Here is an 18,128-nt window from a genome sequence, read left to right on the forward strand (position 1 = left end):
CCGCAGCTGCTCGCCGTCTGTCCGTCGTGGTGGGGATCACGGGCGGGATCGCCGCCTACAAGGCCGTCGGGGTCGTCCGTGACCTCGTGAAGCGCGGGCACGACGTGCACGTCGTCCCGACCGAGGGCGCACTGCGCTTCGTCGGGCTGCCGACACTCGAGGCCCTGAGCCGGAACCCGGTCACGACGAGCGTCTGGGACGACGTGGCCGAGGTCCGGCACGTGGCGCTCGGTCGCCGTGCCGACCTCGTGGTGGTCGCCCCCGCGACCGCCGACGCCCTCGCCCGGATGGCGGCGGGCCTCGCGGGCGACCTGCTCGGCACGACGCTGCTCGCGACCGAGGCCCCGGTCGTCGTGGCGCCGGCGATGCACCCGCAGATGTGGGAGCACCCCGCCACCCGGGCGAACCTGCGGACGCTCCGCGAGCGGGGCGTGCACGTCGTCGGCCCGGTCGTCGGCGCGCTCACCGGGGACGACGCGGGGATCGGCCGCATGTCCGAGCCCGAGGACATCGTCGCGGCGGCGCTCACGGTGCTCGACCGTGCCCCGACCGGCCACGCGGCGGACGCGGGCGGGACCGACGGACGCGGGACGAGCCTCCCGGGCGACCAGCGGACCACCGCGGGCGGGACCGACGGAGGCGGGACGGGCCTCCCGGCCGACCAGCGGACCACCGCGGGCACCGCGACCCGGGCGGCCACCGCACCACCCACCGGCACCACCGCCCGCGGCGAGCAGGGCGACCTCGCGGGCGTCCGGGTCGTCGTGAGCGCGGGCGGCACGCGCGAGCCCGTCGACCCCGTGCGCTTCGTGGGCAACCGCTCGAGCGGCCGGCAGGGCCTGGCGATCGCGGTTGACGCCGCCCGACGCGGCGCGACCGTGACCGTGGTCGCCGCGAACGTCGACGCGTCGCTGACCGCGGGACTCGACGCGACCGTCGTGCCGGTGGGCTCCGCCGTCGAGCTCGCCGAGGCCGTGCACGCAGCGGCGGCCGACGCCGACGTCGTCGTGATGACCGCCGCGGTCGCCGACTACCGGCCGACCGAGGTTCGCACCGAGAAACTCAAGAAGGACGAGCAGGGCGACACCATGACCCTCGAGCTCGTCCGGAACCCCGACGTGCTCGCCGAGCTCGTCGCGGCCCGCCGGACCGGCCAGGTGATCGTGGGCTTCGCCGCCGAGACCGAGCCGGACCGCGACGCCCGGATCGAACTCGGCCGGGCGAAGATCGCGCGGAAGCCGGCCGACCTGCTCGTCGTGAACCACGTCAGCTGGTCGGCGGGCTTCGAGCGGGAGGAGAACGCGATCGAGGTGCTCGTCCCCGGCGGCGCCGTCGTGCAGGAGACCGCGGGCAGCAAGGCCGAGGTCGCGGCGGCCGTGCTGGACCTGGTGGCGACCGCGCTGGCCTGACCGGCCGAGCCCGACCGACCGCGCGACGTGCCGCGAACCTGGACCGCGCCGCGCCGGTGCGGGCACGATGGACCCATGCGACGACGTGAACGAACCCGACGCGCGGACCGCACCGCGGCGGCCCTCGCGGTCCTCCTCGGCGGTGCCGGCGTGACCCACTTCCTGCGCCCCCGCACCTACGACCGGATCGTCCCGGACGGCCTCCCGCCCCGGACGACCACGCTCGCCTCGGGCCTGGCCGAGCTCGTCGTGGCGGTGGGCCTCGCGGTCCCGGCGACCCGTCGCGCCTCGGGCTGGGCGGCCGCGGCCCTGTTCCTCGCGGTCTTCCCGGCGAACGTGACGATGGCGCGCGACCTGCTCGACAGCCCGCGGTCGACGCGCGCATCGCGGCTCGTGTCGGTGCTCCGCCTCCCGCTCCAGGCCCCGCTCGTCGCGTGGGCCGCCCGCGTCGGCCGGCACGCCTCGAAGCGGTGACCGACACCCGGGCGTCCGCACCGCTGCGCCACCGTCCGGTGACGGTGCACGCCTGGGAGGACGTCGTCTTCGCGCACTGGCGCCGCGAGCCCGCACAGCTCGCCCGGCTGCTGCCGCCGGGGACGCGTCCCGACGTGGTCGACGGCAGCGCCTGGGTCGGCCTGTCGGCGTACGTGTTCCGGGAGACGAGCGTCCCGCCGTTCCCGCCCTCGCGCCGACTCGGGTCGATGACGGAGGTCACGATCGAGGTGCTCACGGTGGACGACCGCGGCCGCCGCGGGGTGGTCCACCGGACCGTCGACACGTCGAACGTCCCGGCGATCGTCGCCGCGCACGCGCTGCTCGGCGTGCCGTACACGTTCGCGCACACGCGCGCCCGACGTCGCGGGGACACCGTCGAGCACCGGTCCGTCCGCCACCCGGCCCGCGCCGCGCACCCGCTGCGGTGGGCGGCCCGGACGCTCGGACCACGGCTGGCCGCTCCGGGTGCGTCCGGAGACGCCGGCTCCGGGGCCCGACCCGCCTGGTCCGGGCTGCGGGCCACGACCGGACGGTCGGGAGGCGCGCCCCGCCCCCGCCACGACGCCACCGTGCGCGTCGTGGCCGGTGCGGTCGTCGAGGACCCGCTGGCCGTCGAGCTCACCGACCGTGCCGGCATCCACGCCCGGCTGCTGTCGAGGACGCTGTTCTGGCAGCGGCAGCACGCACCCCTGACCGTCCGCTCGGCCGTCCTGGAGCGGCTCGAGGGCGACCTCCCCGCAGCCGTCGGCCTGCCGGGCCTGTTCGACCGGGACCCGGACTCGCTGCTCGTCGTGGACGCGACCACCGTCCGGTACGCGTGGGGGGACGTGGTCCGGTGAGCGCCGACGACGGTACGCCGGACCGCACGTCCGAGCACGCGACCGACCGATCGCTCGACCGGTTCGTCCGCGCGCAGGAGGGCGTGCACGACCAGGCCCTGCAGGAGCTGCGCGCTGGCCGGAAGCGCTCGCACTGGATGTGGTTCGTGTTCCCGCAGCTCGCCGGCCTCGGACGGAGCGCCACCGCCCAGCACTACGCGGTCCGGGACCTGCGCGAGGCGCGTGCGTACCTCGCCCACCCGGTGCTCGGTCCGCGGCTGCGCGAGGCCGCCGCGGTGGCCGCCGCTGCGCCCGCACGCAGCGCCGACGACCTGTTCGGCGGCGTCGACGCGATGAAGGCCCGGTCCTCGATGACCCTGTTCGCCCGGGCCGCCGACGACCCGGCACCGTTCCGCGCCGTGCTCGACCGCTGGTACCGCGGCTCCGAGGACCCGGTCACGCTCCGCCTGCTCGACCCCTCCGACTGACCCCCTGCGGGCAGCCGTCCGCCGGTGGTACATCAGGTACGGTGTCCCTGCACACCGCGCGCGGTCGCGGGGTGCAGCCCGACCGCTCCCGAGAACCGAGGACACCGCATGCCGGTCCCCAGCAGCACCCCCACCGAGCACCAGCTCCTGCGCGACACCGTCCGCCTGAAGATCCACGCCGCGATCATGGACGGCACGCTCGAGCCGGGCGAGCGCCTCAACGACGAGGAGCTCATCGCCTGGCTCGGCGTCTCCCGCACCCCGATCCGCGAGGCGCTCAGCCAGCTCGCCCGTGCCGGCCTCATCGAGATGGCGCCGAACCGGTACACCCGCGTCACGACCCCCAAGCCGGAGGAGGTCGTCGAGGCGATGCAGACCCTCGGCGTGCTGTTCGGCGGGGTGGTCCGGCTCGCCGTGCCACGTCTGACCGCCGCCCAGCGCCGCAGGATCACGGCGAAGCTCGACCGCACGATCACCGAGCTCGAGGCGCACGACGTCGTGGCGGTCAACCGCGACGCCCTCGACGTCTTCACGCTGTACGTCGACGCCTGCGGCAACGAGAACCTGCAGCGCGTGTGCCGCGACACGATGGACGGCCTGGCCTTCCGGCTGCGCCTGCCGAACCTCGACGAACTGGTCGACTGGGACGCCATGACCGAGGACTTCCGCCGCCTCCGGGCCGCGACCGAGGCGGGCGACAACATCGCCGCGGAGCTCGCGACCGAGGCGATCCACCTGCTCCCGGGCGAGAAACGCTGAACATCCCTGAACACCCGCACAGGAACGCGCCCGCCCCGACCCGTCGAGGTGGGCGCGTCCCGTCCGGAGGGCCACCAGCGGGGCGCTCGGTCACACGTTCCGGGCGACCGGTAGCATCACCGGCGACGTGGTCGAGCAGTCCGACCGCCCGACCCCGAACGACCCGGAGCCCCGCATGAGCCACCGCCAGCCGGACCGCACCGAGATCGCCGCGCGCCTGGCCGCCGCGGTCGGCCGGATCAACCGTCGTGCCCGCACCGACTCCGCTGCGCTCGGCTACGGCCTGGTGTCCGCGCTCGCGTCGATCCAGCGGCACGGACCCCTGCGCCCGGGCGACCTGTCGCGGATCGAGGTCGTCACGAAGCCCACCATGACGCGGATCCTCACCGAGCTCGAACAGCGGGGGTTCATCGAGCGCGAGGCCGACCCGAGCGACGGCCGCGCCTTCATGGTGAGCATCACCGCAGCGGGCGCCGCAGCCGTCGAGGAGGCCCGCTCGACCCGGACCGGGATCGTCGCCGACCTCATCGCCGAGCTCGCCCCGGAGGACGTCGCCGCGATCGCCGGCGCCCTCGATGCCCTCGAGCGCGTGGCGCAGGGCGAGCGCGTCCAGGAAGCTCCCACCTCGGACCGCTGATCGGACCGTTACCGAACCGTTATCGAGGGGTGGACGGACGGTTCTGCCAGCCTCCCTGGACGACCTGCCCAGGCTGACGCGTCATCGTTCTGGCTTCGCCCGAGCGGGTGGCTCCCCCAGGCCGCCTGCGTGGCGGACGGACGGGCCCCACACCACCGTCCGGTCCTCCCCCGGCTCGCGGCTCCCCCACGACGCCGTCCTCGTGACGGCACCGGCGCGCTCCCCCCACCCCGCGCGCCGCACCGGGGGTCCGCACGAGCAGCCGGCCGACCACCGGATCCGATGACACGACGCACCACCCCCACCGACCCGAGCACGATCCCCGCCAGCAGCACGACCCCCGCGACCACGCGACGCCAGGCACTCGACACCCCGAGCCGGCGCCTCCGCCGCGCGATCCGCAGCCGTTCCACGCTCGTCGTGGGCGGTGCCGCGACGCTCGCGATCGTCGGCGGCGTCGCGACCCTCGGCACCCAGCCCGCCATCGGCGACGCGATCGGGCTGCCGAGCCCGTCCGCCTCGGCGAGCAGCGCGCCGGCCCTCCGCGGCGTCGCGCTCGACAAGGCACAGGCCGCAGCGACGATCTCGACCGCCCAGACCGTGCTCGCCGACGCGAACGAGAAGACCGACACCGCCGCGCTGCAACGCCAGGTCGCGGCGCTGTCGGACTACCGGTCGATGTCGAGCGGCGCGATCACGTCGCGCATCGCCTCGACGGTCGACGCCACGACCCAGGTCGCCGACGCGAGCGCCGTCCAGGACAAGGCCGACGCCGACCAGCAGGCAGCGGCAGCCGCGGCCGCACAGGCAGCCGCCGAGCAGGCGGCAGCCGAGGCCGAAGCCGCCCGTCAGCAGGCCGCCGCGAACACCGTCGCCGGTGCGAAGGCCACCGCCACGTCGCTGGCCGCGTCGAAGTACGGCTGGGGCTCCGCGCAGTTCCGCTGCCTCGACAACCTCTGGACCAAGGAGTCCGGGTGGAACTACCGCGCGGTGAACCCGAACGGTGGCGCGACCGGGATCCCGCAGGCGCTCCCCGGCTCGAAGATGGCCACCGTCGCGGCCGACTGGCAGACGAACGCCACGACGCAGATCACGTGGGGCCTGCAGTACATCAGCGCCGCGTACGGCACGCCGTGTGCCGCGTGGGCGCACTCGCAGGCGAACGACTTCTACTGATCGGACGCACACGACGACGGCCCCGGGCTCCGGCCCGGGGCCGTCGTCGTGTGCGGGGGCGGTGACGGACGGGAGGCGCGGGCGGGCCCGGCGGCACTCCTCGCGCCCGCAGGGTGGTCGGCGACCGGAGGCGCGGGGCGGGCCGGTGACGCGCCTCCCGTCCGCCACGTCGTGTCGTAGGGCCGAGCGGTCAGCCGACGCGGGCGATGCGGACGTCCACGCGGCTGAGCGTGACGCCGCGCGCGGTCGCCACGTCGAGGGCCGCGCGGTGCGCGGCGCGCGCGGTGGCGGGCGCCGGTGCGGACCCGTCGGTGCCGATCACGACGCGCAGGACGTCGTCGTCGAGGACGACGCGGGACACCGCGGTGCCCGTGGCGAGGTTGCGCGCCGAGGCGAGCGCACTGCCGACGGTCGGACGGGCGCGGTACAGGTCGGCCACGCCGGGGACCGCGAGGACGGCGTCCTCGATCGCGGCGGCGGTCTCGTCGTCCATGCTCAGGCTCCGTCCTCGTCGTGGGTGGGCTCGTGGTAGGGGGTGGGCTCGTGGTCGTCGTCGGGCAGCGCCGGCAGGAGGTCGCGGACACGGACGTCGACGGCCTCCACCACCAGGTCGGTCTGCTCGGCCAGCACCGCGGCGACGGCCGACCGGACCCGGTCTGCGGCGTCGTGGATGGGCGAACCCGCCCGGACCGCGAGCTCCACGGTCACGCGGACCGGGGCACCGAGGCGGACGACGTCGCCGTCCAAGGAGCACCGGGCGATGACGACCCCGGGGACGACGTCGCCCGCGGAGCGCACGAGGGAGCGGATCGCACCCTCGGTCATCACGGGGCGTTCGGTCGGCGACTCCGCGCGGAGCGGGACGTCGCGGCCGGCGCGGGCCTCGAGCGAGATGTTCGCCAGCACGCCGCCGATCCACGACTCGTCGGCTGGGGGCTCCTGGGCGGCCGCGGCCTCGAGCGAGCCGAGCGACGACTGCCGGAGCCGGATGATCGCGGCGAGGGCGTTCTGGCACGCGGCGGAGTCGTCGATCGACGGGTCGGCCGGCTGCATACCCGCGTCGAGGTAGTCGGCGAGCTCGTCGATGGAGTGGCCGTCGAGGTCCTCGGGCTCGAGCGCGTCGAGGCGGAGGTCGTCGGGGTGCGTGTCCGCGGCGCTGGTGGTGCCGGGGCGCGGGTCGGCGGCGGACGCGTCGGCGGCACCCGTGCCGTCGGGGCGCAGGTCGGCGCCGAGCTCGTCGTCGTGCGGGGTCATCGCCATGCCTCCATGAGACGGATCATGTTCTTCCGGGCCCGCGAGAGCAGACCGCGGACGGTCGACACCGGCAGGTCGAGCTCCTCGGCGATGTCCTCGTAGCGGTACTCGAGCACTTCCTTCATCAGCCAGCACCGCCGCTGCTGCTCGGGCAGTTCGGCGAGCGCCGTCTCCAGCGCCTCCTCGCGCGAGCGGGCCTCGGCGACACGGTCCGGGGCGTCGTCGCGGGGTGCGGCGACCTCGAGCTCGGTGACGTCGTCGTGGTCCCGGCGGGCACGGATGCGGTCGATGCACTTCCGGCTGAGGATGCGCATGAGCCACGACTTGACCTTCGCGCCGTCCTCGAGCGCGTCGAGACGCCCCCACGCGGTGATGAAGGTCTCCTGCACGACGTCGTCGAGCTCGTCGGTGGAGCCGAGCGTGCGTCGGGCGTAGGCGCGGAGCAGCGGGGTGTACCGCCGGATGAGTACCTCGAAGGCCCGCACGTCGCCGTCGGACGACCGACCGGCGAGGACGGCGTCGTCGAGGTCGACGAGGGACTGGTGGGGCACGGATTCCTTCTACTGGTCACTGGTGTGGGAACACTGGGTGGGTGGGGACGACCCGGAACGGACCCGCGGGCCGGGACGCGAGGGAGCGGACGCGGGCCTGGGCGAGGTGGTGCACGGTGCCGGTCCGGGGGCCGTGCGGGCGCTCGTGCGGCTGTCGGGTCGGGACGGTGTCGGTCATGGTCTGGCCTCCTCGCCGGGGTGTCGGTCGGGCGGTCCGTCGGGCCGGGGGCAGGTCCGTCGGACGGTCACGGGTGTGACGGACCGGGGCGGGCGGTCGTCACGCGGCTGCGCGGAACGGCCGCGTCGGTGCGCTGTCGGGCTCGACGGTGGTCGTCCGGGGCGCTGTCGGTCTCGACGGGGATCCGGCGGTGCGCCAGGATCGAGGGGTGTCCTCCGTCACCGCCGTCTGCCGCGTCCACCAGCTGCTCCGCGACTCGGGCACGATCGGGATCACCGCGATCGACAAACGGCCGGTCGACGGTGCCGTGCGGATCCGACCCCTCGGCCTGCACGCCGACGTCCAGGCCGACCGGAAGCACCACGGCGGCGAGGACCAGGCCGTGTACGCCTACGCCGACGAGGACGCTGCGTACTTCGCCGAGCTGCTCGGCCGGGAGGTCCCGCCCGGGCTGTTCGGCGAGAACCTGCGGACGAGCGGCGTCGACGTCACCGGCGCGGTCACGGGCGAACGCTGGCGGATCGGGGAGACCCTCGAGCTCGAGGTCACCATCCCGCGCACCCCGTGCGGCACCTTCGCGCGGCGGATGCGCCTGGACGGGTGGGTGAAGCGGTTCGCGGCGGAGAACCGCCCCGGCGCGTACCTGCGGGTGGTCCGGTCCGGGTCCGTGCGCGCCGGCGACCCCGTGGTCGTGACGCACCGCCCCGCGCACGGCGTGACGATCGGGCAGATCGGCGCCGGGCTGACCCCGGACCAGGCCCGGGCCGTGCTCGCGGAGGGTGACCGCCTGGCACCGAAGGTCGTGCGGGACGTGTCGAAGGTGCTCGCGCGCGGTCGCGTCGAGGCCTAGCGGGGTCCCCGGTCGTCCCCGGGCCCGGGGGCGTCCCCGCGCCGGGTCGGGTCGAGGGGTCGGCGGGCCCGCGGGAGTCCGGCGACGACGAGCTCCCACGAGTTCGCGACGAGGTCCTCGACCATCGTCTCGTGCATGCCGTCGCCGGGGGCGAGCGTGATCCAGTGCCGCTTCGACATGTGCCAGCCGGGGGTGACCTCGGCGTGGTCACGGACCAGTGCGGCTCCGTGGGCGGGCGCGCACTTGAGGTTCACGAACGGGGTGCCGCGCACCTCGGTGACCATCGCGAACATCTTGCCGACGACCTTGTACACCAGGGCGTCCGGTCCGAACGGCTGCGTCTCCTCGACCGCGGGCAGTGCCGTCGCGGTCCGGATCGCCACTTCGTGCAGTGCCTCGCCGTCCATGCGCCCAAGCATGCCGCACGCCTCCGACGCGGTGCCCGCACCCGACGCGGTGTCCGCCCTGGCCGCGGGTCCTGCCCGCGCGAGCCGCCCCGCCCTGGCCGCGGGTCCTGCTCGCGCGGACCACCGACACGGCGGAGCGGGCGTCAGAGCGGCGGGACGCCCTCGTGCCCGGAACGGGGGCGCGCGGTGCCGGCGACCCCGGTGACGACCGAGCCCGGCGGGACGTCCTTCGTGACGACGGTGTTCGCGCCGACGACGGAGTCGGCCCCGATCGTGATCGCGCCGATGAGGGACGACCCCGCGCCGAGCACCACGCGGTCCCCGACGACCGGGTGCCGACGGGCGCCCGGACCGTGGTCGCCGCCCCGGCCGCCCAGGGTCACCCCGTGGAACACGACGACGTCGTCGCCGACCACCGCGGTCTCGCCGATGACCACGCCCATGCCGTGGTCGATGAAGCACCGGCGACCGATCCGGGCGCCGGGGTGGATCTCGATGCCGGTCACCGACCGTGCCACCTGGCCGAGCACGCGCGCGGCGAACCGGGAGCCGGGCAGCCCGCGGGCGTTCCACAGCCGGTGCGTCAGCCGGTACGTCCACACGGCGTGCAGGCCGGAGTAGACCACCGCGTTCTCCAGGTCGCCCCGGGCGGCGGGGTCACCGCGGCGCGCTGCGGCCAGGTCCTCGCGGACCGTCCGCAGCACGCCGCGACGGACGGCTCGCGTCACGCAGTGAGCCCCTCGAACAGCGGCGTCGACAGGTAGCGCTCGCCGGTGTCGCAGACGATCGCGACGACGCGCTTGCCGGCGTTCTCGGGCCGCGCGGCCACCGTGACGGCGGCGTGGATGATCGCACCCGACGAGATCCCCGCGAGGATCCCCTCCTCGGTGCCGAGCGCACGGGCCACGCGGAGGGCGTCGTCGAGCTCGACGTCGAACACCTCGTCGATGACGTCGCGGTCGAGGACCTCGGGGACGAAGTTCGCGCCGATGCCCTGGATCTTGTGCGGCCCGGCCTTGCCCTCGGTCAGCAGCGGGGAGTCCTTCGGCTCGACGGCGACGATCTGCACGCCGGGCACGCGCTCCTTGAGGACCTGGCCGACACCCGTGATGGTGCCGCCGGTGCCGACGCCGGCGACGAACACGTCGACGTGCCCCTCGGTGTCGCGGAGGATCTCCTCGGCCGTGGTCCTCCGGTGGATCGCCGCGTTCGCAGGGGTCTCGAACTGGTGCGCGAGGATCGCCCCTGGGGTCTCCTCGACGATCTGCTCGGCACGGGCGACCGCGCCCTTCATGCCCTCGGGGCCGGGGGTCAGGACGATCTCGGCGCCGAACGCGCGGATGAGCGCCCGACGCTCGACGCTCATGGTCTCGGGCATCGTGATGACGACGCGGTAGCCGCGGGCCGCGCCGACGAGGGCGAGCGCGATGCCGGTGTTGCCCGAGGAGCCCTCGACGATCGTGCCGCCGGCCGTGAGGGCGCCGGACTCCTCGGCCGCGTCGATGATCGCGACGCCGAGGCGGTCCTTCACGCTCGACCCGGGGTTGTAGAACTCGAGCTTCGCGAGGACCTCGGCGCCGCCCTGCTGCGGGATGCGGTTCAGGCGCACCAGCGGGGTGTTCCCGAACGCCTGCGAGATGTCGTCGTAGATCGTGCCGCTCATCCGGTCCGTCCTCCTCGGGTCGTGTCGCGCCGCCGTCCTGGAGGCGCGGGTCGGGTGCGATCCTAGCGACGGCACCCGGCGTTCCCCTGTCGCGTGACGTCCGCTGACGCGGGCCGGTGCGCCGGGCGCGCGCCGCGCCTCCGGGCCGGTCCGCCGGTCCGCCGGACGCGACCCGGTCCGCCGGGCGCGCGCCGTGCCTCCAGGCCGGTCCGCGGCGCGTCAGCGCAGCGCGGTGCGGGCGAACCGGTCGTCGGTCGCCGCGACCACTCGGAGCACGTTGCCGCTCGCGAGCGCGCGGAGGTCGTCGTCGCCCCAGCCCCGACGTCGCAGTTCCTCGGCGAGGACCGGGTACCGGGACACGTCGCTGAGGTCCGGCGGCAGCACCGGGGTGCCGTCGTAGTCGCCGCCGATCCCGATCTGCTCGACGCCGGCGACCTGACGGGCGTGGTCGACGTGGTCCGCGACGTCGGCGACCGTCACCAGGGGCGGCTCGCCCTCGGAGCCGGCCTCCTCCCAGTCGGCCCACGCGCGCGAGACGAACTTGGGCACGAACGTGATCATCACGACACCGCCGTTGTCGGCGAGCCGGGCGAGGACGTCGTCGGGGACGTTGCGCGGGTGGTCGTCGACCGCGACCGTCGACGAGTGGCTGAACAGGACCGGACGCGTCGCGACGTCGAGGGTGTCCCGCATCGTGGCGGGCGCGGTGTGCGACAGGTCGACGAGCATGCCGATGCGCTCCATCTCGGCGACGACCTCGCGTCCGCGGTCGGTCAGGCCGCCGTGGGCGCGGACGCCCGTCGCCGAGTCGGCCCACGAGGTGTCGTCGTTGTGCGTCAGGGTCATGTACCGGACCCCGAGCCGCGCGAACGAGCGCAGCACGGCGAGGTCGTCGCCGATGGAATGCCCGCCCTCGGCGCCGAGGAACGACGCGATCCGGCCCGCGTCGACCGCCGCACGGGCCTCGGCCGCGGTGCGCACGAACGTGAGGTCGTCCGGGTACCGCTCCACGATCCGGTGCGCGGTGTCGATCTGCTGCAGCGTGGTCCGGACCGGGTCCGGGTCGTCCGCGGGCACGAACACCGACCAGAACTGCCCGACGACCCCGCCGGCGCGGAGCTTCGGCAGGTCGGTGTGCAGGGTGTCCTGCTCGGTGTCGATCCCCTCGACGCCGGAGTCGTGCGACTCGCGGCGCTCCCACGGCAGGTCGTTGTGGCCGTCGATGACGGGGAAGTCGAGCGCGTCGAGGGTCATGCCGCCGACGCTACCGTGCACCCGTCGGTCAGTAGGCTCGCGGCGTGCAACCCCTGACGCTCCGGACCGACCGGCTGGTCCTCTCCGCCCCCACCGCGGCGGACACCGAGGACGTCATCGCCTACGCCAACGACCCCGACGTCATCGCGACGACCCCCGTCCCCGTGCCGTACGGGCACGCCGAGGCGAAGCGCTTCGTCGACGAGGTGGTCGCCGCCGGCTGGCGTGACGACACCCGCTACGAGTTCGGCATCCGCCGCGCCGAGGACCTCCGGCTGCTCGGCACCGTCGGGCTGTTCGGCATCGCCGACGGCGCGGCCGAGATCGGGTACGCGATGCACCCCGACGGCCGGGGCCACGGCTACGTGACCGAGGCGGCCGACCGGCTGGTCCGGTGGGCCTTCGCGGACGCGCCGGACGGGCTCGGGCTGGTCCGGGTGCAGTGGCGGGCGCTCGCGACGAACACGGCCTCGGCCGCGGTGGCGCAGCGCCTCGGGATGACCTACGAGGGACGGCGACGCTCCGGGTCGCTGCACCGGGGGCGGCGGCACGACGAGCTCACGGCCGCGGTGCTGCGGTGGGACGACCGCGGGGTGGCGCGGGGGTGGCCCGCGGGGTGAGGCCCGTGGCGGTCGGCGGCGACCGGCCGTCCGCCCGTGCCGCTCCGCTGGCGTGACGGCCCCGTCCCTCCGGCCCTACGATCGACCCGTGTCCCGCAGCCACAAGCCCTTCGCGCAGTACTCCGGTGTCCTGCCGGACGGGCGGTCAGCCGTCGAGGCCACGATCTTCGACCCGTTCATCGTGCGGGTCGTGCTCGTGGCAGCGGACAAGCGGGAAGCGCTGCAGCGGATCCGGGCCCTCGGCGGGCGGGACGTGCACGTCTCGAAGTCCTTCCGTCCTGCGCACCGCGTGGTCGACCGACTCGTCGACGACGGACTCGACGGCGTGTTCGCGCCCGACCCGCAGGACGGCACGTGGCTGCCGCTGTCGGAGCTCCCCGCGTTCCTGGCGGGCACGAGTCGGTTCCTGGCGCGCTACGACACCAGCGCGTTCAACCGGTCCTTCGTGGGCATCCACGGCGATCCCGCCCAGGAGGGCGACGCCCCGCGCGGAGGCACCGGCGACTGACACCCCGCTCCAATGGTCTCGGTCCGCCGAACGGCGAGGGGACCGCGACGACGAGGTACGCTCCGAGCGTGTTGTTCCGGCCCGCCGAGGAGCCCGTGCCCCCGCTCCCCGTCGGCGTGGAGCCGGGCCTCTGGACGCTGCACCTCCCGGACCACCCGTGCGACCTCGCCGGCTACCTGTCCGTGCGCCCGGACCACGTCTTCGACGAGGAAGGGCCGTGGTGGAACCGGCGTCGCGTCCGCCCTCGGCTGGTCGGCGACTGGTACGTGGACTTCTGGGACTTCGACACCTACCGCGCGTGGCCGGACGGGTCCCTGAGCTACGGGATCAGTGACGGGTTCCCCTTCGACGAGAGCGGCTTCGAGGAGCTGGCGAGCGGGGTGTTCCTGCTGCACGGCGTGCTGTTCACGGTCCGCCGGGTGGACCCGACGGAGCAGCCGAACGAGTACGGCACCCACTTCAACTTCCTCGACCTGAAGCAGTGGAAGCGCATGAGGAGCGCTGGCCGGACGGACGGGGACCCGACGGACGGGGCGACGCCGCTCCCCTGACAGATGTCACGGCCGAGTCGTGACGACCGGCACCGGAGCCACCTGCTGCACGGCGGGATCGTGGAGCCATGAACGAGACACCGGTCATCCAGCTCAGCGGGCTCCGCAAGCGCTTCGGCGCCGTCACCGCGGTCGACGGCGTCGACCTGACGATCCGCCCGGGCGAGGTCGTCGCCCTCCTCGGCCCGAACGGCGCCGGCAAGACAACGACGGTCGACCTGCTGCTCGGCCTGGCGACCCCGACCGACGGCGAGGCCCGGCTGTTCGGCACGGACCCGCGCACCGCGGTCGTCGACGGCCGCGTCGGGGCTATGCTCCAGGGCGGGGCGCTGCTCCCCGACGTCACGGTCCGCGAGGCGGTCGCCCTCGTCGCCGCCGCGCACCGCCACCCCATGCCCGTCGCCGAGGCCCTCCGCCGGGCGCGCTGCACCGACATCGCGACCCGTCGGGTGTCGAAGCTGTCCGGCGGCCAGCTCCAGCGCGCACGCTTCGCGGTCGCCGTCGTGTCCGACCCGGACCTGCTGGTGCTCGACGAGCCGACGGCCGCCATGGACGTCGAGGCCCGCCACGTCTTCTGGTCGTCGATGCGCGAGTTCACGGACGCAGGCCGCACGGTCGTCTTCGCGACGCACTACCTCGACGAGGCGGACACCTTCGCCGACCGCATCGTCATCATCCGCGACGGTCGGGTCGTCGCCGACGGCACGCCCGCGGCGATCAAGGCGACCGCCGCGACGCGCACCGTCCGCTTCGCGGGCGTCGCCGCGGATCGGCACGACGCGTTGCGCGGTCTACCGGGCGTCGTCGGCCTGGAGGCGCGGCACGACGCCGTCTCGCTGCGCACCGACCGCAGTGACGACACGCTCCGGGCCCTGCTCACCGCGTTCCCGGAGGCGCACGACCTGCAGGTGGTCGCCTCGACCATGGACGACGCCTTCCTCGCCATCACCGCCGACCCGGCCACCACCACCACCACGAGCACCACCGAGACCGAAGGGGTCCTCGCATGACCGCCACCCCCGTCACCGCACCCGCCACGACCGCTCGCGGCTCCGCCGCCGGTCGGCTCCCCCTGCGCTACGTGCTCCTCGAGACGCGCCGGCAACTCCGGAACGTCAAGGCGATGGTCTTCACCTTCGCGATCCCGATCGTCATGCTCCTGGTGTTCGGTGCCGCGTACGGCGGGCAGACCGACCCCGGGACCCACCTGCCGTTCCTCGTCGTCACGACGCTGCAGATGACGGCGTACGGCGCGATGATGGCGGCGCTCAGCCAGGCCTTCGCGCTGGTCAACGAGCGGTCGCTCGGGTGGAACCGCCAGCTCCGCGTGACGCCGCTGTCCGGGTGGGCGTTCCTCGTCTCGAAGCTCGTCTCGGCGATGGCGTTCGCGGCGGTCTCGATCACGCTCACGTTCGCGGTCGCGATCCTCGGCATGCACGCGTCGCTCGGTGCCGGGCACTGGTTCGCGGCCGGGCTCGGCATCTGGGCCGGGGTGGTGCCGTTCGCGCTCATCGCCATCCTGATCGGGCAGTTCGCGAAGCCCGCGTACGCCCAACCGATGTTCATGGTCGTCTTCATGGGACTGTCGATCCTCGGCGGACTGTGGGTCCCGCTCTCGGTGATGCCCGCCTGGATGGGCTCGGTCGCGCACCTGCTGCCGTCCTACTGGCTCAACCGGATCGGTCAGACGGGCGCCGGTGCGACCGGGTCCGCCGGGATGACGGAACCGACCCTGGTGCTGCTCGGCTGGACGGTCGCCCTCGCCGCCGTGATCGTCTGGCGCTACCAGCGCGACGCGGCACGCCGGTGACCGACCCGGACGGTCGTACGCTGGCCGACGTGACGGACAGCGCGGAGGTGGCGGAGGTGCCCGACGTGACGGACCCGACCACCACCGAGCCCGGCACCACCACGACCGAGGCGCGGGGCGCGGACGACGCGCACCGCGCCTCCCGGCCGTCCGCCCGCGCCTTCCCGTGGGCCGCCCCGCCGGACGCGGACGACGCCGAGGTGCGCGTCGCCCGCCGCCGCTGGTACGGCGGCGCCGCGTTCGGCCTGCTCTGGCAGGCGCTCCTGCTCGTCGCCGTGTGGACCGACGGCCGCTCCGTCGACGAGCACGTCTCCGCGACGCTCGCGCTCGCGGTGCTGTACGCCGGGTACCTGTTCGCGCCCGAGGCGATGTGGCGGCACGGGCTCCGACGGCGCGTGGTCGTGCTCGCCGTCCTCGCCGCGTACGCCGGGCTCCTGCTCGTACCGGTCGGCCCGGCCGCGGTGTGGTCCTGGCTGCTGGTCGTCGCCCTGTCCGGGTTCGTGGCGGTGCGGCTCTGGGTCGCCCTCGCGGTCCTCGGGGTCGTCGTCGCCGCCGAACTCGTCGTCGCCGCGGTCGTCGGGTGGGACACCGCGTCGGGCACGGGCATCCTGTTCGCCCCGATCGTGGCGGTGTCGATCGGCGCCTCGATGGTGTTCTTCGGTCGCCAGCGCGAGGCCGAGGACCGGCTCGGGATCGCGCAGGACGAACTCACCCGGCTCGCGGTCGTCGAGGAACGTGCGCGGTTCTCCCGCGACCTGCACGACGTCCTCGGACACTCCCTGACCGTCGTCACGATGAAGTCCGAGCTCGCCGCGCGGCTGGTCGACGTCGACCCGGCCCGCGCGAAGGCCGAGATGCAGGACGTCCAGCGGCTGTCGCGCGAGGCGCTGCAAGGCCTCCGGCAGGCGGTCAGCGGGTACCGCCAGGCCGACCTGGACGCCGAGCTCGTCTCCGCACGGTCGGCCCTGGACGCGGCCGGGGTCGCAGCGGAGCTGCCCGCGACCGGGGACGCGGCGGCCGCCGACGTCCGGAGCCTGTTCGCGTGGGTGCTCCGCGAGGGCGTGACGAACGTCGTGCGGCACGCAGCGGCCAGTCGGGCGCGGGTGACCCTGACCCGCACGGCCCTGACCGTCGAGGACGACGGCACCGGCACGGGCGACGGCACCGGCACGGTCGACGGCGCCGCTCCCGCCGACCCCCTCGGCGTCGGTGGCAACGGCCTGCGCGGACTGCGCGAGCGGGCCGACGCGGTCGGCGCCACCGTGACGACCGGCACGAGCGACCTCGGCGGCTTCCTGCTGCGGGTCGAGAGGAGACCACGGTGACCGACCCGATCCGCGTCCTGCTCGCGGACGACCAGGCGCTCGTCCGCGGGGCCCTGGCGTCGCTGCTGTCGCTCGAACGGGACATCGACGTCGTCGCGCAGGTCGCCCGCGGCGACGAGGTGCTCGACGCCGCCCGGGCGTCGGGGGCCACGGTCGCACTCCTCGACGTCGAGATGCCCGGCACCGACGGCCTGACGGCCGCCGCGACCCTGGCCCGCGAACACCCCGGCTGCCGGTCCCTGATCGTGACGACGTTCGGCCGGCCCGGGTACCTGCGGCGGGCGCTCGAGGCCGGGGCCGCGGGCTTCGTGGTGAAGGACACCCCCGCCGAGCAGCTGGCCGACGCCGTCCGCCGGGTCGCCGGGGGCTTCCGCGTGGTCGACCCGGTGCTCGCCGCGGAGTCACTGGCCGCCGGCCCGTCCCCGCTCACCCCGCGGGAGACCGACGTGCTCGTCGCCTTCCGCACGGCATCGACCGTCGCGGGCGTCGCGGCGGCGCTGCACCTGTCCGAGGGGACGGTGCGGAACCACCTGTCCGCGGCGATCGGCAAGACTGCGGCCCGGAACGCGACCGAGGCACTGCGGGTCGCCGCGGACAACGGGTGGCTGATCGGGACGGCCTGAGGGAGGCCGCCGTCGAGGAGCGCGAGCGGGGATCTCCGGCTGCGCGGCCTGCCGTGCCGGTCAGGTCAGGGAACTGGCTGCGCGGCGTGCCGTGCCGGTCAGGTCAGGGAGCTGGCTGCGCGGCCTGCCGTGCCGGTCAGGTCAGGGAGCTGGCTGCGCGGCCTGCCGTGCCGGTCAGGTCAGGGAGCTGGCTGCGCGGCCTGCCGTGCAGGTCAGGTCAGGGAGCTGCTCGTGGTCACGGTCCCGAAGCTGCCGTCGAGGGCTGCCATGAAGGCGGCGTGCACGGCCGCGCCGGGGACGGTCGTGTCCCCGAGCCGCAGGTCCGGTGCCGCACAGGCGTCCGCGACCACGGTGTTGCGGTACCCGAGCTCGTGCGCCGCTCGGGTGGTCGAGTCGATGCACATGCTGCTCATCATGCCCACGATGACCAGTTCGGTGACGTCGGCGTCGTCGAGGACGTCCCGGAGACCGGTGTCGATGAAGCTGTTCGGGCGGTGCTTCTCGAGCACGACCTCTCCCTCGACCGGTGCGACCGTCGGGTGGAACGCCACCCCCGCCGTCGCGGGGCGGAAGAACGTCGCCTCGGTGTCCGTACTGACGTGGAACACGTGCACGACGAGCTCACCGGACGCCCGGAACGCGTCGAGGACCGTCCTGGCTGCGGTGGCCGCGGCCTCGGGGTCGACGAGGGGGAACGCTCCTCCGGGGAAGTAGTCACGCTGGATGTCGACGAGGACGAGGGCACGGGTCAC

The 18,128-nt window shown here is 74.8% G+C and carries 24 protein-coding genes; 15 read left to right on the top strand and 9 right to left on the bottom strand.

All coding sequences use genetic code 11. The features are described 5' to 3' along the window. The first annotated feature begins 17 nt into the window (after positions 1 to 17). From QOL15_RS11945 to QOL15_RS11975, 7 genes are all read left to right on the top strand, one after another. A complete protein-coding gene (locus tag QOL15_RS11945) occupies positions 18 to 1,409 on the top strand; it encodes a bifunctional phosphopantothenoylcysteine decarboxylase/phosphopantothenate synthase (protein WP_071245741.1) in 1,392 nt (463 codons plus the stop codon). A gap of 75 nt (positions 1,410 to 1,484) precedes the next feature. Next, entirely contained in the window at positions 1,485 to 1,883 is a 399-nt protein-coding gene (locus tag QOL15_RS11950; RefSeq protein WP_071245614.1) for a hypothetical protein, read from the top strand. After that, the gene (locus QOL15_RS11955; RefSeq protein WP_175473793.1) at positions 1,880 to 2,743 is read left to right on the top strand and encodes a DUF2071 domain-containing protein; all 864 of its coding nucleotides are present in this window, start codon (positions 1,880 to 1,882) and stop codon (positions 2,741 to 2,743) included. The genes QOL15_RS11950 and QOL15_RS11955 overlap by 4 nt, the downstream gene beginning before the upstream one ends. Further along, positions 2,740 to 3,210 carry a DUF1810 domain-containing protein gene (locus QOL15_RS11960; protein ID WP_083393819.1) on the top strand — a complete coding sequence of 157 codons (471 nt, stop codon included), beginning with the start codon at positions 2,740 to 2,742 and terminating at the stop codon, positions 3,208 to 3,210. Before QOL15_RS11955 ends, QOL15_RS11960 begins: the two co-directional genes overlap by 4 nt. A gap of 108 nt (positions 3,211 to 3,318) precedes the next feature. Further along, positions 3,319 to 3,969 carry a GntR family transcriptional regulator gene (locus tag QOL15_RS11965; protein WP_065962349.1) on the top strand — a complete coding sequence of 217 codons (651 nt, stop codon included), beginning with the start codon at positions 3,319 to 3,321 and terminating at the stop codon, positions 3,967 to 3,969. Positions 3,970 to 4,096: 127 nt separating this feature from the next. Next, complete coding sequence (locus QOL15_RS11970) at positions 4,097 to 4,606, top strand: MarR family winged helix-turn-helix transcriptional regulator (RefSeq protein ID WP_253181640.1); 510 nt, start codon at positions 4,097 to 4,099, stop codon at positions 4,604 to 4,606. A 282-nt stretch (positions 4,607 to 4,888) separates the two neighbouring features. Next, a complete protein-coding gene (locus tag QOL15_RS11975; protein ID WP_083230229.1) occupies positions 4,889 to 5,782 on the top strand; it encodes a hypothetical protein in 894 nt (297 codons plus the stop codon). A 190-nt stretch (positions 5,783 to 5,972) separates the two neighbouring features. Here QOL15_RS11975 and QOL15_RS11980 read toward each other — a convergent pair whose 3' ends face one another. From QOL15_RS11980 to QOL15_RS11995, 4 genes are read right to left on the bottom strand one after another with little or no spacing between them, the layout of a single operon-like run. Beyond that, positions 5,973 to 6,275, bottom strand: coding sequence for a hypothetical protein (locus QOL15_RS11980; protein ID WP_065962348.1), 303 nt, complete (start codon positions 6,273 to 6,275; stop codon positions 5,973 to 5,975). Positions 6,276 to 6,277: 2 nt separating this feature from the next. Then, entirely contained in the window at positions 6,278 to 7,042 is a 765-nt protein-coding gene (locus QOL15_RS11985; RefSeq protein WP_071245610.1) for an Asp23/Gls24 family envelope stress response protein, read from the bottom strand. Further along, positions 7,033 to 7,587: an RNA polymerase sigma factor gene (locus QOL15_RS11990; RefSeq protein WP_065962345.1), complete on the bottom strand. Its 555-nt coding sequence runs from the start codon at positions 7,585 to 7,587 to the stop codon at positions 7,033 to 7,035. Before QOL15_RS11990 ends, QOL15_RS11985 begins: the two co-directional genes overlap by 10 nt. Positions 7,588 to 7,603: 16 nt before the next feature. Beyond that, on the bottom strand, positions 7,604 to 7,765 hold the full coding sequence (locus QOL15_RS11995) for a hypothetical protein (RefSeq protein WP_175473792.1): 162 nt from the start codon (positions 7,763 to 7,765) through the stop codon (positions 7,604 to 7,606). A 208-nt stretch (positions 7,766 to 7,973) separates the two neighbouring features. Between QOL15_RS11995 and QOL15_RS12000 the strand changes: the two genes are divergently transcribed. After that, a complete protein-coding gene (locus QOL15_RS12000; protein ID WP_083230228.1) occupies positions 7,974 to 8,615 on the top strand; it encodes an MOSC domain-containing protein in 642 nt (213 codons plus the stop codon). Here the strand turns inward: QOL15_RS12000 and QOL15_RS12005 are convergent. From QOL15_RS12005 to QOL15_RS12020, 4 genes are all read right to left on the bottom strand, one after another. Continuing rightward, the gene (locus tag QOL15_RS12005; protein ID WP_071245608.1) at positions 8,612 to 9,022 is read right to left on the bottom strand and encodes an MmcQ/YjbR family DNA-binding protein; all 411 of its coding nucleotides are present in this window, start codon (positions 9,020 to 9,022) and stop codon (positions 8,612 to 8,614) included. The genes QOL15_RS12000 and QOL15_RS12005 overlap by 4 nt on opposite strands. Positions 9,023 to 9,165: 143 nt before the next feature. Then, a complete protein-coding gene (gene epsC, locus QOL15_RS12010) occupies positions 9,166 to 9,750 on the bottom strand; it encodes a serine O-acetyltransferase EpsC (RefSeq protein WP_253181639.1) in 585 nt (194 codons plus the stop codon). Then, on the bottom strand, positions 9,747 to 10,685 hold the full coding sequence (gene cysK / locus QOL15_RS12015) for a cysteine synthase A (protein ID WP_071245606.1): 939 nt from the start codon (positions 10,683 to 10,685) through the stop codon (positions 9,747 to 9,749). The genes epsC and cysK overlap by 4 nt, the downstream gene beginning before the upstream one ends. 219 nt (positions 10,686 to 10,904) lie before the next feature. Beyond that, positions 10,905 to 11,939 (bottom strand): dipeptidase, encoded by a 1,035-nt coding sequence (locus QOL15_RS12020; RefSeq protein WP_071245602.1) that lies wholly within the window; start codon positions 11,937 to 11,939, stop codon positions 10,905 to 10,907. 44 nt (positions 11,940 to 11,983) lie between these two features. Between QOL15_RS12020 and QOL15_RS12025 the strand changes: the two genes are divergently transcribed. From QOL15_RS12025 to QOL15_RS12055, 7 genes are all read left to right on the top strand, one after another. Next, entirely contained in the window at positions 11,984 to 12,559 is a 576-nt protein-coding gene (locus QOL15_RS12025) for a GNAT family N-acetyltransferase (RefSeq protein WP_071245600.1), read from the top strand. Positions 12,560 to 12,647: 88 nt separating this feature from the next. Then, positions 12,648 to 13,067 (top strand): hypothetical protein, encoded by a 420-nt coding sequence (locus QOL15_RS12030; RefSeq protein WP_065962338.1) that lies wholly within the window; start codon positions 12,648 to 12,650, stop codon positions 13,065 to 13,067. A gap of 68 nt (positions 13,068 to 13,135) precedes the next feature. Continuing rightward, the gene (locus QOL15_RS12035) at positions 13,136 to 13,618 is read left to right on the top strand and encodes a hypothetical protein (protein ID WP_065962336.1); all 483 of its coding nucleotides are present in this window, start codon (positions 13,136 to 13,138) and stop codon (positions 13,616 to 13,618) included. A gap of 68 nt (positions 13,619 to 13,686) precedes the next feature. Continuing rightward, a complete protein-coding gene (locus QOL15_RS12040; protein ID WP_071245598.1) occupies positions 13,687 to 14,628 on the top strand; it encodes an ABC transporter ATP-binding protein in 942 nt (313 codons plus the stop codon). Continuing rightward, positions 14,625 to 15,428: an ABC transporter permease gene (locus tag QOL15_RS12045; protein WP_071245596.1), complete on the top strand. Its 804-nt coding sequence runs from the start codon at positions 14,625 to 14,627 to the stop codon at positions 15,426 to 15,428. Before QOL15_RS12040 ends, QOL15_RS12045 begins: the two co-directional genes overlap by 4 nt. Positions 15,429 to 15,457: 29 nt before the next feature. Continuing rightward, a complete protein-coding gene (locus QOL15_RS12050; RefSeq protein WP_139197283.1) occupies positions 15,458 to 16,753 on the top strand; it encodes a sensor histidine kinase in 1,296 nt (431 codons plus the stop codon). Continuing rightward, the gene (locus QOL15_RS12055; protein ID WP_071245592.1) at positions 16,750 to 17,376 is read left to right on the top strand and encodes a response regulator transcription factor; all 627 of its coding nucleotides are present in this window, start codon (positions 16,750 to 16,752) and stop codon (positions 17,374 to 17,376) included. The genes QOL15_RS12050 and QOL15_RS12055 overlap by 4 nt, the downstream gene beginning before the upstream one ends. 212 nt (positions 17,377 to 17,588) lie before the next feature. Here QOL15_RS12055 and QOL15_RS12060 read toward each other — a convergent pair whose 3' ends face one another. Next, on the bottom strand, positions 17,589 to 18,128 hold the full coding sequence (locus QOL15_RS12060; RefSeq protein WP_071245590.1) for a cysteine hydrolase family protein: 540 nt from the start codon (positions 18,126 to 18,128) through the stop codon (positions 17,589 to 17,591).

Source organism: Curtobacterium sp. MCBA15_012 (assembly GCF_001864935.2).
In the GTDB taxonomy this organism is placed as follows: Bacteria; Actinomycetota; Actinomycetes; order Actinomycetales; family Microbacteriaceae; genus Curtobacterium.